This window comes from Flavobacterium sp. GNP011 (assembly GCF_056428925.1).
The window spans coordinates 15,510-29,794 of the sequence record NZ_JBWJVJ010000005.1 but is presented as its reverse complement, the minus strand read 5'-3'; the positions used below and the strand labels follow the sequence as shown (position 1 = coordinate 29,794).

9 protein-coding genes are annotated in these 14,285 nt (G+C 31.9%); 3 read left to right on the top strand and 6 right to left on the bottom strand.

Annotated features, from left to right (window positions below; translation table 11 throughout):
* Positions 1–1,925: 1,925 nt before the first annotated feature.
* Genes AC061E_RS06205 through AC061E_RS06180 form a run of 6 tightly spaced genes read right to left on the bottom strand, consistent with a single transcriptional unit; the run spans position 1,926 to position 8,128 of the window.
* A complete protein-coding gene (locus AC061E_RS06205) occupies positions 1,926–2,444 on the bottom strand; it encodes a hypothetical protein (RefSeq protein ID WP_478285470.1) in 519 nt (172 codons plus the stop codon).
* A 1-nt stretch (position 2,445) separates the two neighbouring features.
* Positions 2,446–3,645, bottom strand: coding sequence for a hypothetical protein (locus tag AC061E_RS06200; RefSeq protein WP_478285469.1), 1,200 nt, complete (start codon positions 3,643–3,645; stop codon positions 2,446–2,448).
* Positions 3,645–5,786, bottom strand: coding sequence for a type II secretion system protein GspD (locus tag AC061E_RS06195; RefSeq protein ID WP_230156755.1), 2,142 nt, complete (start codon positions 5,784–5,786; stop codon positions 3,645–3,647). The genes AC061E_RS06200 and AC061E_RS06195 overlap by 1 nt, the downstream gene beginning before the upstream one ends.
* 37 nt (positions 5,787–5,823) lie before the next feature.
* Positions 5,824–7,227: a GspE/PulE family protein gene (locus tag AC061E_RS06190; protein WP_478285468.1), complete on the bottom strand. Its 1,404-nt coding sequence runs from the start codon at positions 7,225–7,227 to the stop codon at positions 5,824–5,826.
* Between the two features lie 2 nt (positions 7,228–7,229).
* Positions 7,230–7,718 carry a hypothetical protein gene (locus AC061E_RS06185; RefSeq protein ID WP_478285467.1) on the bottom strand — a complete coding sequence of 163 codons (489 nt, stop codon included), beginning with the start codon at positions 7,716–7,718 and terminating at the stop codon, positions 7,230–7,232.
* The gene (locus AC061E_RS06180) at positions 7,718–8,128 is read right to left on the bottom strand and encodes a prepilin-type N-terminal cleavage/methylation domain-containing protein (RefSeq protein ID WP_230156735.1); all 411 of its coding nucleotides are present in this window, start codon (positions 8,126–8,128) and stop codon (positions 7,718–7,720) included. Before AC061E_RS06180 ends, AC061E_RS06185 begins: the two co-directional genes overlap by 1 nt.
* 116 nt (positions 8,129–8,244) lie before the next feature.
* Between AC061E_RS06180 and AC061E_RS06175 the strand changes: the two genes are divergently transcribed.
* Genes AC061E_RS06175 through AC061E_RS06165 form a run of 3 tightly spaced genes read left to right on the top strand, consistent with a single transcriptional unit; the run spans position 8,245 to position 14,284 of the window.
* Entirely contained in the window at positions 8,245–8,778 is a 534-nt protein-coding gene (locus tag AC061E_RS06175; protein WP_230156733.1) for an OmpH/Skp family outer membrane protein, read from the top strand.
* Positions 8,765–9,367 (top strand): hypothetical protein, encoded by a 603-nt coding sequence (locus AC061E_RS06170; RefSeq protein WP_478285466.1) that lies wholly within the window; start codon positions 8,765–8,767, stop codon positions 9,365–9,367. The genes AC061E_RS06175 and AC061E_RS06170 overlap by 14 nt, the downstream gene beginning before the upstream one ends.
* A 6-nt stretch (positions 9,368–9,373) precedes the next feature.
* Positions 9,374–14,284: a hypothetical protein gene (locus tag AC061E_RS06165; RefSeq protein ID WP_478285465.1), complete on the top strand. Its 4,911-nt coding sequence runs from the start codon at positions 9,374–9,376 to the stop codon at positions 14,282–14,284.
* Position 14,285 lies beyond the last annotated feature (1 nt).

Genomic DNA, 14,285 nt, shown 5'->3' with positions numbered 1-14,285 from the left:
TAAGTAAAATAACAATTTAGTTCTTGCTGTATTGTTTATCAATACAAATTGATTTTTTTTAAGTAGTACAAAATGTTATTTTTTTCTACTGACATATCGCAAGTCTATCTATTTATCCGCAACACGGATTTTACTATACACCCCATAATATTGTTCAATTATATGCACAAATAGACCTAAAAGTGTTTTTTATATGAATTTATAGCTACAAAACAGCAAGTATTATACCGAGGGGATTTACGCCAAATAAAGAAACTCATCTAGCTTTATACAGTGCCTAAAATCCAAAGCATCAGCCTTTAATAAGTGTGATAGAAAAATGAATAAAAGTTACGGTGCCAATAAAATTAAATTCGTCACCCAATCACTAGACCGCCAATGGCAAATGAAACTGGAAAAAACGCTGACCATTTTTTACCACAAAAATTAAGGAAATTATTTCTATACAATTATAATTGTGTAATAAATTCTGTATAAAATAAAATCCATAAAGCGAAACAACCCTTCTCATATATACCCCTTTTTTGGTTTAAATACCAAGGTTTATTTAGCCTTTAAACAGTTATGATCAGCTATTTTAATTTGCCACGAAACACTATTTACTTAATGGCATTATCAATTTCAATATGTACATCTTTTTCAATATTTGTGATTAACAAGAATTCTTTTAATTCAATTTCCTTTGCAAGAATATCCTCAGAATCTTATTAATATTTAAAAAATAAATTCAATCTACTTTTCCTTTAGTTCATATGTTTAAGCCAATTTCCTGCTTGCTCAATTAAATAAATAACTTCACATAATTTATTATAAATGTCCCTCTCAAAGACATTTGTATCTTACATAACAGTCTTAATATAAACAAACATTTTACACATATTGCTTACATAATAACTTCCGTAAAGTATAATAAAATATTTAGGATTATCTAAATGCTTTTCATTCGTATGAATTAAATTATTAGCTAAAAGCCTATTTATTAATGTTTGCACAAATTCCTTATTAGCTTCAAAATTTGAAAATGAACTCAGTAATATCTTTTAATTTCACCTCAGATTAATCAATGCTTGCATTAATTTGAAGGTAACGTAAAAGATAAAAATTACATTCGAGCGACGTAGTTCAACTTTTTTGATAATACATCTTTAAATATAGGCGGATTAATATTTAAAATATTGATTTAGTGTGTTTTAAAAATTAAACTATCTTTATGCGTTTTAAAAGATGAATCACGAATTGATACCAAAACTAAAGATTTAAGTGTTTTTTTTAAATCGAAATTGCATCAGAAAAATTTTTGTTTCAAGGATTTCACCTTCATACAGATCTACATTGTCAATAACAATTACACATAACTATTTAGAGGAAATATACCTGTACACTTTCTCAAAAATGGTTCAACTTTCTGAAAGTCTCAGTCTATAAATTCAATTATCTTTTCATAAAACTTCTTTTTATTCTTGATATGTAATGCATCTGCCTTTACTTAAAGCCCTAATTTCTGCTTTATATACGGGATCAATTACTGTCTCATAATCGGTGGCAAGTGAGTTACCTTTATGATTTACAAGTAAATACTCATTTAATCATTTGTACAAAAAATCTTTAGGATTTCCTCCATGCCCCATTTTCTCATAATCTATATAAATCAATGCGAATCTTTCTTACTAAAAATTTCCTTTAGTTTAACAAGCTGGAAATTCTTTAAATAGGTAGATTTTCGTGATCCTACGGAACCAATAATTAAAGTATCTGGAGAAAAAACATTTGGTTTAGTAACTTTTATCACTTTTGAAATTTCTTTAGATTTACTAACACGTCTTACCTTTTTGACAGGTTAAAGATAGTATTAAGGCAAGTGAAATGAGTAAATTAAATGCAACGTAATATTATTTATTTCTTATGCTACGTTTTTAAATTTGTCTTTAATTATTTTTTTGTAGAATTACTTCAACATAAAGTTCCTCTTTGTTGGTCTTGTAATTTTTTTTCTTGACAAAGAGTAAATGTTTGACAACGCCTAATTCCGGTTTGTTTTCTAGAGTATTGATCGTTTTTAGACAATTAGAAAAGGTGCCTTCGAGTGAAAAAATATAACTGGTTGTTGTATTATTGGTTTTGTTGATAACTTGGTGTGGAGCTTTGAAATCGGTTATCTTAACATGATTCTGATTGGTGTAAAGGGTTAACTGTTTTAATAACTCATTTTGAAAAGAAGCTTTTGTTTTGATTTCATGAGCGTTTAAATACTTGTCCAATTGTTTTTCTTTGTACTTTAATTGAGGTATGAGTGTTGGGAGTTGGATCGAATTTTCGATAATTTCTTCTTTAGATTTAAGATCTTTATAATAAGTTATGGTATTACTAATAGCAAAGGAATAGCAAAGATAAAGTGCTACTCCAAAACCCAATAGTAGTATTTTATTTTTTCGATTAAAAGTCATATTACTTCAGGTTGATTTTTACACCAAATTCGGTTTCGTTGTTTTCATTCTTTCCAAAGTGGGTGATAACCACCTTTGAAGTCCAATACTTTTTTTCGATGGTTTCAATCCAATTAGTAAAAGCAGTATTGTCTTTAGTGATCCCATTGATTAGAATTGTTTTGTCAGTGTATATAATAGATTCTTCATTTTTTACCTTTTTTTCAAGTGGATTAAGTTCTATTTCAGATAAGAGAATGGAAGAGGGGATAATTTGGGCTATAGCATTACAATAAAAACTACTTTGAGACCCTTTTTTCAAGAAAACATTTTGAACGATACTCTCTTTAAGTTTAACTCTTTCTTTTATGGAAGCTAAGTTTTGAAGATCCACTTTATGGATGGCAATTTTTTCTGTAGCTTCTTGAGAGGCTTTATAATAATGTGAAAAGCAAAGAAAATTGATAAGTAGAACGATAAGCAACGCTCCTAGTATTATTTTTGAACCTTTTGAAAAAAAACGCTGTTGAAGGTATTCTTCTTTTTTTAAGTTACTTAGTGTAATGATTGATCCCGAGTTAGATGTAAAATTAGATACTAATCTAATAATCCCAGAAAAAGCTAGCAGTTGCGCATTTGGAATTGCAAGATCGTTAATAGCATAGTTTGCCTGGGGTAATTCTTCTAGAGATGAATTTATTGTAGTATCATGCTCGTTAATAGTTATAATTTGATGATTTGTGCGTAATTCATCATAAGTGGAATACTTTTTTAAATCAGCTATAGCACAAGTTCCAAGACTAATACTTGTTATATTAATTTGCTGGTTTTTGTATTCTTGAATTAACTCGTCTAAGTAATTTTTACGGGTTATGGCTACAATAGTTTTGGATTTTAATCTCCATATTTCGTAATAGAAAGTTTCCCAATTGGTATTTGGGAAAGCCTTGTTTATTAATTTTTCATCCGAGGGATCGGTATAGAGTACTTCTTTTTGGAGGACTTGATTGGTATTTAGAACTAAAAAATAGGGTAGAGATTTATCCCATTTTTCAGCAATCTCTCCTTTGTAATGAACTTTATCTTTTTTTTCGATTAGTAATCCTTCTTTCGTTTTCTTTACCGCTACAAGTGCAATTTTGTTTACATTATTACAAGTATAATGCTCAATACTGATGTATTGATTCCCCATTAATAAAGTATCTATTTTTGGTATTTTCATTAGTAAATTACTATTGGCTTTATTAAAACGGATAGTTTTTTCTTTGATTCTTCTTTTTTTCTAGAGCTAAATAACCATTTTAATATTGGAATTCTAGAAAGTAGAGGAACGCCACTCCCGGAGTCATTTTTAACCGATTCTTCAAGACCTCCCAATACTATTATATCTTGATCTTTTACTCTTATAATAGAGGTGAATTCTCTTGAATTTATTCCTGGAGGTGCATCTTTGTCTACTTTTTGACCGTTGAAGCTAGATTGGATAACTTTAATATCCATAGTAATTTGGCCATCACCAGATACTAAAGGCATTATGGTCACAGATAATTCAGCATCTATAGGCTGGTAATTTTTTATTTCAGAAGCTTGTGGTATTTGAGATCCATAAAAACTTTGATTGGTTACCACATAGTAAGTAGTTTCGCCAATTGAAAGAAACGCTTTGTGTCCATTTAAGGTTGATAATCTCGGGGACGAGCGTATTTTTAAATTCCCGTTACTTTCCATCGCTTTTAAGCTTAAATAAAAGTTAGGAACTACTTTTCCAATATTCAAAGAACCAAAACCGTTAAAACCGTCTATAATTTTATTAATAGTTTGTGCTCCTAAATTTATATCGGCTGAAGGATAAACAGTTCCTGCTGTTGTGCGGGGCTTATCACCAATTCCGGCATTAATCCCAGTCTCTATAGTTGTATTTTTGTTAATCTCTAATAACATAACTTCAATTAGGATAACTGGGACTGGTTTATCAATGTATTTAATAAAATTTTCAAATCTTTCAATATTAATAGCAGGTCCTGAAACAACAAAGCTATTTAATTCTTTATCAACTTTTATATCCAGTTCCTTGGTAATTTCAGCAGGAACTATTGTTAAAATAGATTCAGAGCTTTTGGAACTTGAATTTGTGCTAGATTCCTCTGGTGAATTAAAATTATTGTTTTGTTGTTGTTGCGAATCATTATTAGTTCTATTATTGTTAGAATTAAAATTTGAAAAGTTATTTGTGTTTGCTATTCTACCGGCACTTCTTCCTTCTTTTGAGGGGTCCCCTAAAATGTCGATTGAACGATGCATTAATGGTATCGTTTTGATATTTCTTACCACCAACTGGTTTTTGGTGCCAAAAAAATACATATTTCCATTTCTTTTATAGGTGTAGCCTTCAGTAGGTGTTGAACTGTTGTTTTCTGTTGGATTAAATTGGTTTTGCTGATTGTTGGGTATTTGTTTTGTTTCTTGTTTAATTTCAAAAAGTTTATTTAGCAACTGATCAAAAGTGATGCTTTTTGATTTCACTGTAGCAATACCAATATTATTCATAGGACTTGAAAGGAAGAGGTCAATATCTAGTGCATTACCGATATCAAAAATCACATTTGCAATTGGCATATTTTCAAAATCAACTTCTAATAGTTTTTTTTCAGCATCAAGGACGTTAAAGAAGAAGTTGCCTTTTCTATTTTTGTTTGTTTTGGTTTTACCCATCCCGTTATCATTAGCACTCACAGAATCAAAGCTTTCAAAAACATAAAAATTATCTTTTGACTTTGTAACATTAAGATTACTTGCCAAAGCTAATTTGTCTAGCGCAGCATCAAATGGCATATTAATTATAAATGAAGTGAGTAACTTGTTTTCTAGACCTGGGGTAAAAACAAGATTTTTATTGCTGACCTCGGTTATTCTTTTAAAAACATCATATAATTTATCTTCTTTTACATTTAAGGAAAGCAAATCGTTGTTGTAACTAACTTCAATAGTTTTAGGAATTTCTCTTTCAATTGGTTTCTCATAACTTTTTATAGCCAATATAGTTCCTGAGAAGTCTATTGACAGATTGTATTCTTTGGCTAAGAATACCAATAAATCTCCTACGTTTACATCAGTAAAATTATTAACAATATTAATTTGGGCTAGGTTAGGGGCAACACTTATATTGAGTTTGTGTACTTCTGCTACGGCTATTAAAAAACTAGCTAAGGAAGCTTCTTTAATATTAATGTTTATTTTTTCTGAAAGCCCCGGTTCAGAGGTGCTTATAGCTTCAATGTTGTTTTTAATTTGTTGAATTCTATTCTCTTGTCCCAAGAATAATTGGGTAGATAAAAGTAATAATAAAGAAAGTATTTTTTTCATAAGAATATGTTGGTTCTATTGGCGAATATAAATGAAATTATAATAGTAAGGAAAAAACTTCTTCTACAGAAGTAGTTCCTTCTTGGATTAATTGAATAGCATTGCTTTTAAGGGTATTGATTTTATTTTCGTCTAAGTAGCTGTCAATAGAAAGTTGATTGTTTTTTATTTTCTCGGATAAAATAACGTCAATAGGTAGTAGTTCATAGATAGCCTTTCTACCTGAATATCCAGTATGATAACATCGATCACATCCGACTGCTCGGTGATGTTTAGTTAGGGTAGTTGGTACTTTAAAACCTATCGGGAATAAATTATTATCAATAACATCTTCAACTTTACAATAATCACATAGTTTACGAATCAATCGCTGAGCAACACTTATATTCAGTGTACTAGCAATTAGAAAAGGGGGTATGCCCATATCAATTAATCTTGATACAGTTGCCCAAGCAGAATTTGTGTGTATGGTAGAGAGTACTAAATGCCCAGTAAGAGCGGCTCGAATGGCCATATTGGCGGTATTAACGTCTCTAATTTCACCCACCATTATAATATCAGGATCTTGTCTTAAAAAAGTCCTCAAGGTGGCAGCAAAGTCAAGTCCTATATTTTCTCTTAGCTGCACTTGGTTGATGCCTTCGAGTGTATATTCAATGGGGTCTTCAACTGTAAGTATATTGGTATTAGGAAGGTTTAGCTTTTTTAAGGTAGCATACAAAGTCGTCGTTTTCCCTGAACCCGTTGGTCCTGAAATTAAAATAATACCGTTTGGTTTTCGTATGTTTTCTTGGTACAGTGTTAATTCATTTTCTGTAAAACCTAATGCATTGATGTCTATATGACTGGTATCCTTGCTTAGGATACGTAGCACCACCTTCTCTCCATGTAAAGTGGGGAGTATAGAGACACGAATATCAAAATCTTCCGTGTTAGTTTGTATGGTTATTCGGCCATCTTGTGGTAATCTTTTTTCAGATATATCCAGTTGTGCTCGAATTTTGATTTTATTAATAAGAATAGGGTATTCATCAATAGCAATATTAAACTGTTCTTTCAGTTTTCCATCTAGTCTAAATCTCACCCTTGCATTTTTTTCATAAGGCTCAAAATGGATGTCACTGCTCCCAATTTCCTTAGCATTAATCACGATTTTCTCCAAAAAATCAGTAGTATAATGGATTTCGGTGATACTTTCGGATTGGGTTTGCCTGTAATTCGTACTCAAATAACGATTGATGTTCTCGGTCGTATCAAATACTATTTCAATAGGTGTATTCCATAAGATTGTCAATTCCATTTGCAGTTGATGCAATTCAGGATGATCCGTTTTTAGCACAGTAACTCCTTGTTGGAGTGCAAAAGGGATAATTCGGTAATGAAAAGCTTGTTCTGGAGTGACCAGTTGTTGTATAGAAAAGGGGAGGTTGAAATCAATCATAATTAATAAGCATATACGGAATAATCCTTAGTAAAAAAGAGCGCCGCATATACGATTCCAAAAAACAACGCCATATGACCTGCCAACGGAACTGTTGTTGCTTTTTTTTTATGATTTAGGAATAAATGAAGGACTAAGGAAAATAGCAATGAAAAAACAAAAAGAATAAGAAACGAAATAGGAGCAAAAGCAAAAGAAATGGCAATAAAGAAAAGGATGTCTCCAAGACCTAAGGACTCATTAATTAATCGTTTTTTGAACCGAATTTTAGAATACAGAGCGGCAAAAAGCAGCAAGATACTAATAAAAATAAGATTGCTTAAGCTGTTAAAAAGTGCCGAGTAAATAGGGTTTTGAATCAATTGAATTCCAAATACCAACAACCCAACTAACCCATATAAAAACCAGTAGACACTTCTATCTTTATAATCTTGTATGGTAATTAATGCAAGGGTGACCCATGTTAGCGTTAGTAATAGCAGTAGCATCATTAGTCGCTAGTAGTTTGTTTTGGGGTGCCATTTTGATCGATTTCCCATACATTAAAAACTCCATTGCCATTAAAATCTGTCAAGGCTGTGGCTCTTACTTTGAATTCGTTAGTAGTAGCTTGAATAATTTCGTAAGTGTAATTGGCACTGCCATTTTCTTTAACAGTTTTGGGAATTTCAAAATCGATTTCTGTTAGGTTTTGGCTGTATTTTGAATACATGAAAAAATATTGTTTCTCAGCATTGTAAATTGCTTTGAGTTGTACTTGGGCTTCTACACTTTTAGCTTTGGTAATCAGTGGCATCAGGTTAGGTAAAGCAATAAGCAATAAGATACCTATGATAGCCAACACGATTAGCATTTCTTGTAGGTTGAAGGATGGTATTTTGTTTTTTGATGTAGTGTTCATTTTAACAGCGAATAGGTTTACAAATATACACGAAATAGTTTAAAATAAAGTAAAAATTAGTTTGTTAATATTGTTAATTATTGCTAAAATTGTAAAAAAAATAACATTTAAAAAAAATGAAAAAAATTCCTTTATATTCTTCAATTGCAGCACTGGTTATAAGTTTGTTAGCTCTTTATTTTTCTAAATCAAGTTCAGAATTAGTTTACGTTGATGTTAATAAATTGATTACTGGTTACGAAAAAACAAAAATTGCTAAGGCCGAATTTGATAAAAAAGCGAATCTAATGAAAGCAAATGTAGATTCATTAGTTGGTAATTGGCAAAAAGAATTAAAAAATTACGAAAAAGAAAGGACTTCATTATCTCCAAAAGAATTGAAACTAAAACAAGAATTGTTATCAAATAAACAGCAGCAAATTAACGGCTACCAAGAAGCTATTCAAAAAAAGATTCAGGAAGAAGATAAAAAGGTTACCCAAACTGTTATCAATGATATTAATGACTACATCAAAGAATATGGTAAAAGCCATAGCTATAAAATTATCTTTGGAGCCAGTGGTGGTGGAAATATCATGTATGCTGATGAATCCACTGATTTGACAGAAGAAATATTAAAAGGCTTGAATGCGGAGTATGGTAAAAAATAGTCTTTTAACAGTATTACTACTGTTGATTATTACCTCCTGTTCCAAAACTTTTGATACACAAGAGGAAATGAATGAGTATTTAAAGGATGAGGACAATGGTTATAATTACCGTAAAACTGTTGTAGGAGTTGATTATGTTTTACAATACCGACCAACAGATCTATTAGTAAAACAAGAACTTGGGGATAAAACCGATGCTAGTCAGGTAGACAAATTAAGAGAGAAATACAGTAAGTATATGTATTTTAATTTGTCCATGTCCAAGAATAACCAAGAGCTATTGAATGGCGTTGCAAGGGACAAAGCTAAGTTTGGACAAATGGTCAATGAGCTGGCTTTTGGGATGGAAGAAAAAGTTCATGTTTATACTCCTGAAAAAGATACCCTAGCCATGGCCGATTTTATTTACCCCAGAATGTATGGTATGAGCAATGCTACCTCTATACTCATAGTGTATCCTCGTGATGTTAAATATCTAAACCAAGATCACCTCAATTTTGTTATTCAAGATTTAGGACTTGATACGGGAGACATCAAATTCAAATTAAACTCCAAAGCGTTACAAAAAGAACCCCAATTGCAATTTTAAGAATCTATGATAACCAGATACCGTAAAAAACACAGACTTATAGCAACTATTTTCTTGCTGATTTTTTTTCCTACACTAGTTCCTAATAATTTATTCGCTTCTAATAATGGGCCTAAGTCTCCAGAGGCAGCTAGTTTTGAGCCTGTTGATGCGACAGACATGGTAAATTTAATAACTGGACAATACAGTTATGTGCTTCCATTGCTCAATGTTCCAAGTCCTGAAGGAGGCTATCCTATTGCTTTAGGGTACCATGCGGGAATAGCTATGGATCAGGAATCATCTTGGACAGGTCTTGGGTGGAACGTAAATCCAGGAGCTATTAATAGAAATGTTAATGGGTATCCAGATGATTATAACGCATCACATCTTAATGAGTATTTTTATGACTCAGGAGGTACAATTGAAAGATATTCTATTTCAATGGGTTTTACATCTCTCCAGGGAGCTTCGGTAGGATTAAATTTTAACTGGGGCAGTGATCAGGCTCTTGGAGGATCAGTAAGCATTGGTTATGGTCCAAAAATTGGTGAATCAGGTATAACTGCTGGTGTTACAGCTGGAACAGACGGTGCTTCAGTAGGTATTGGTTTTTCAGCAGGAGCAGGACTTTCCTATGGAGCTAGTGTAAGCTCAAATGGAGATGTTGGAATTAATGCTGGTTTTAACTCCAATGGAAATGGTTTTTCAGTTGGATACAATACAAATGGAAGCACATCGGTTGGTTTAAATACAGGATCTGGGAATAATTCATTTGCGTTAGATTTTACTTTATCCTCAAACGGAATAGGTGTTACTGGTAACGTTACAAATAGAACCGGCAAGAATATTGACGGAGGGGCTGGCTTAGGAATGTTCGTTTCATTTAATAACAATATTAGTATGGGAGATTATAACACTAGTTCAAGTGGATGGATGATACCTATTATAGTTCCAACTGCAATAGGTATTTTTAGCTTATCTTTTGGTAAACAAACATTCAAATATTGGATGTCCAAAAATGAGAATAATAGTGTTTCTGGTCCAATATATTTCAATAAAGGTGTTCAAAACTTAACGACAACATATCAAGTATGGGTTCCTTTAAATAGTCACGAGCTTCAAGACGGGCGTTGGGAAACGAGAACGCGCACAACTGCTACAAATGGTTTTATGGACATTACTGAAACTCCTATTTTAAATAGTGAATTAAGTAAAAACTCAAATGCTTTAAATAATAATATTGATTTCCCCTCGTATGATAGATATAATATTCAAGCACAAGGTCTTTCTGGAAGTATGTCTCCTACCCTCTACGAAAATGGAGCGTTATTTGGGTTACCGGGTAAAGAAAATAAAGAAGGCTATAGATTGAACTATTCCACTCAATTAACAAATACATCTGCGATTCCTGAATATGCGAAATTCGATAATAAACCGATTTTTTATTTGGATAATGAAATTAGTAGTTATCTAAATACAAATGTCCCTGATGCAGTTTTCAATACTAGTTTATCAAATACTAATATTCTAAATCATTACACAAATGGCGTAGAAACTGCGGCAAAACAAAGGAGACGCACTAGTACTTTTGTAGAATATTTTACTAATAATGAGATTATAACTAATAATACTATATTAAAACAAAATGGTTTTTTGGAAGGAGGTTTTATAGGGACAGAGAGAAGTACTTTACCTAAAAATGGTATAGGAGCTATCAAAATCACAACTGTAGATGGTAAGACCTATCATTATTCTCTACCCGTACTAAATCACGAAGTTATCACCAGAACCTTTGGCGTAATTCCAGAGAGACCAAATGAATCCCAATCATATTTTGAGAAAAGACAATTAGAACCTTTTGCAACCCATTGGTTATTAACGGCTGTTACTGGTTCAGATTTTGTTGATAATGGTGATGGGGTTGCAGGCAATGGGGATTTGGGGTATTGGACTAGTTTTGAATATGGGAAATGGACAGATGCTTTTATATGGAAATCACCTTATAAAAAAGATTATATTAATGACGACTCTGATCCAAATATTAAAACATGGATACGTGGTAGAAAGCAATTATATTACCTTGATAAAGTTAAAACTAGAAGTCATACAGCCCTTTTTATTAAAAGTGAACGTGTTGATGCTCCATCTGAAAAGTGGTCATATTTTTCAGTGAATCATTTGGAAGGGGCTGGACCTAACAATAATCCTTATATCGATAGATTTACAGTACCTTCTCAAAAACAATTACAGTTAGACAAGATTATTTTATTAAAAAACATAGATGATTCTACCAGTAAAACGTTTGGATTGGATAACAATCAATATGTGCAAATTGGATATCCCAACAGTGAGAAAAGTTTAGAAACAGCAAAATATAATATGTTTGATAATATTTTAGATTCAAACGACAATTGGCAGGGTTGTATTTCAAAAGCTGTAAAAGTAATTGATTTTAGTTATGATAATAGTTTAGTCCCTGGAGACAATCGTCTTACATTAAAAAGTGTCGACTTCAAAGGTAAAGGAGCTGCAAGTGTTTTACCTCCTTACAAGTTCGATTATATTAATGATTCTAATACTTTTAATATTGATAATAAAGATGGCTGGGGTTATCCGTTAAGTAAACCAGAGACTTTTTCATTAAATAAAATCACCACTCCTCAAGGAGGTACTATAAATATTGGTTACGAGAGTAATAAATTTATTAGTATTACACCTCATGAAATTGAATTTAAAAATACAGATAACAATTACACCTTGGATAATGTAGTCGTAGATGGTTCAAATAAAATGACATTTGACATTAAATCTAGCAATAATTTTGGAATTCAAATCGGAAGTATACTTAAACTAAAGTATGAGGTTAAGAAACTGTGTAGCGTTGGTCGAGACGATTCTGGGCGCTCCATTATGGAATATATAAATGTAAGAAGCTGTTATGGTAATGCCATAGTAATTCAAAACTTTGGCAATAACAAATATAAAGTTAAAAGTATATCCGATGTAATGACTTCTAGTTGTTATTACGGCTTTGGTGATACTTTTATTAGTGCAAAATACATTCTTGGGAATATTCCAACTTCTGATGGCGGTCCTCGTGTTGCCAGTTTAAAGGTTTCCGATGGTATAAATAATTTCATTACCGATTACAAATACGGCCAGAACGAAGATGGCGTAGGATATGTGAGTTATGTTCCGTACTCTCAAAATGTAGCCAAGGAAGTTCCTTACAGTGCAGAATTGCCTGCCCCTAGAGTAATGTATGAATATGTATCGATGAGTTCTCATAAAGAAGGAGTTCTTCCAGAAGGTAAAATTAGATATAAATTTAATGTCATGAAAAGCAAAGATCCTAACAAAATTAAATATGGAGATTTTTATGAAATAGTAGAAACAAAACAAAACCCTACAACCAATTCTTCTAACATAGATGTTAATATTAGTTCTTTTGTTGTGAAAGATAATCTGGCATCTATAGGACAACTATTAGAAGTTGCTACTTTTAATGGGAAGGGGCAACAACTCAGTAAAATTAGTAATGCATATTACGGGATGGATGATAATACCACCAATATGGGAGTTAGCAAAGAATCCTATCAAACTTATAAAACGGTAGATTATTTAACGAATACGAGCACGATAAAAGATAAATGGATCATTAATTCCTCTACCAGAATTAAATATCCTAATATTATGAAATTTTCAACCGAACGTAAAGATGGCTACACTTATACCACTCAATTTAATGATTATGATTTAATTTCGGGAGTTTCAAAAGAACAGGTTTATACCTCTAGCACTGGACAAACTTTTAAAACTAAATCAATTCCAGCTTATATTAAATATCCCCAAATGGGATCTAAAGTAGATAACCCAACCAATAAAAACATGTTATCACAAACCGCTGCTGAGTATTCTTATATTTTAGACAAGCCATCCAATACTTGGAAAGTAACAGGGGTAGGAATCACTACTTGGAATAACTTATGGAATTATAGAGATATAGCAGGTGAGGTAAGTTCTCCTTCAGCTATAAATCAAAAAATCTGGAGAAAGCATAAGTCTTACACATGGAATGGTGCAAAAGATAGTGATGGAATTTTTCTAAATTATGGTGGTATTGATGATAATTTTAATTGGGATTTACCTACGGGAGTAGGTATTGATGTCAATCAACCTGTGCAATGGAAACAAATATCAGAAACTACTTTATACGATCATTTTTCTGCGCCTTTAGAAATGAAAGATATCAATGGAAATAAAGCTTCTTCAAAGATGGGTGACAATGAGACTAAGATTATGGTTACTGGAAATGCTGGATACAACGAAATGTTTTATTCCGGTGTAGAAAACACAACTGATGTTTTAGGAGTTAAATGGTTAGAACCAGATGTTAAAATGGCCAATGCCAAAACAACTACTCTTTATGCTCATTCGGGAAAACTTTCTGTTGAAGCTACTTCTAGTTCCGAGTTTGGTGTATTTATGAAAGGTAATGAACATAAAGCTGGCAAATATAAGGTTTCGGTTTGGGTTCATAAAAGCGCTGCCGTTAATGCTGGACTGTATGTTAATAGTAGTTATGTTTATTTTACGAGTAGTAATACCGCTGGAGATTGGGTTTTAAAGTCAGCTGTTGTACATGTTGGATCTTCTGATTGTTCTATTAATGTTAAATCATTAAATAGCACTGTGGTCTACTTAGATGATTTAATGATACGACCTGTGGCATCAACTATTTCAGGTTACGTGTACAATGAATGGGATGAATTGATACACATTATCGGGAATAATGGATTAGCTACACGTTTTGAATATGATGGTGCTGGAAGATTAATAAAAACGTATTCAGAAGTTCTTGATGATCCTGAAAATAACATTATTGGTGGATTTAAATTGAGTAAAACTAATAAATACAATAATAAATATCTTTAAT

Excerpts from the sequence above, each read along its gene's own strand:
- AC061E_RS06175 (WP_230156733.1), top strand. The coding sequence starts at position 8,245 with ATGAAAAAAATTCCTTTATATTCTTCAATTGCAGCACTGGTTATAAGT.
- AC061E_RS06200 (WP_478285469.1), bottom strand. The coding sequence starts at position 3,645 with ATGAAAATACCAAAAATAGATACTTTATTAATGGGGAATCAATACATC.
- AC061E_RS06205 (WP_478285470.1), bottom strand. The coding sequence starts at position 2,444 with ATGACTTTTAATCGAAAAAATAAAATACTACTATTGGGTTTTGGAGTA.
- AC061E_RS06180 (WP_230156735.1), bottom strand. The coding sequence starts at position 8,128 with ATGAACACTACATCAAAAAACAAAATACCATCCTTCAACCTACAAGAA.
- AC061E_RS06170 (WP_478285466.1), top strand. The coding sequence starts at position 8,765 with ATGGTAAAAAATAGTCTTTTAACAGTATTACTACTGTTGATTATTACC.
- AC061E_RS06195 (WP_230156755.1), bottom strand. The coding sequence starts at position 5,786 with ATGAAAAAAATACTTTCTTTATTATTACTTTTATCTACCCAATTATTC.
- AC061E_RS06190 (WP_478285468.1), bottom strand. The coding sequence starts at position 7,227 with ATGATTGATTTCAACCTCCCCTTTTCTATACAACAACTGGTCACTCCA.
- AC061E_RS06165 (WP_478285465.1), top strand. The coding sequence starts at position 9,374 with ATGATAACCAGATACCGTAAAAAACACAGACTTATAGCAACTATTTTC.
- AC061E_RS06185 (WP_478285467.1), bottom strand. The coding sequence starts at position 7,718 with ATGATGCTACTGCTATTACTAACGCTAACATGGGTCACCCTTGCATTA.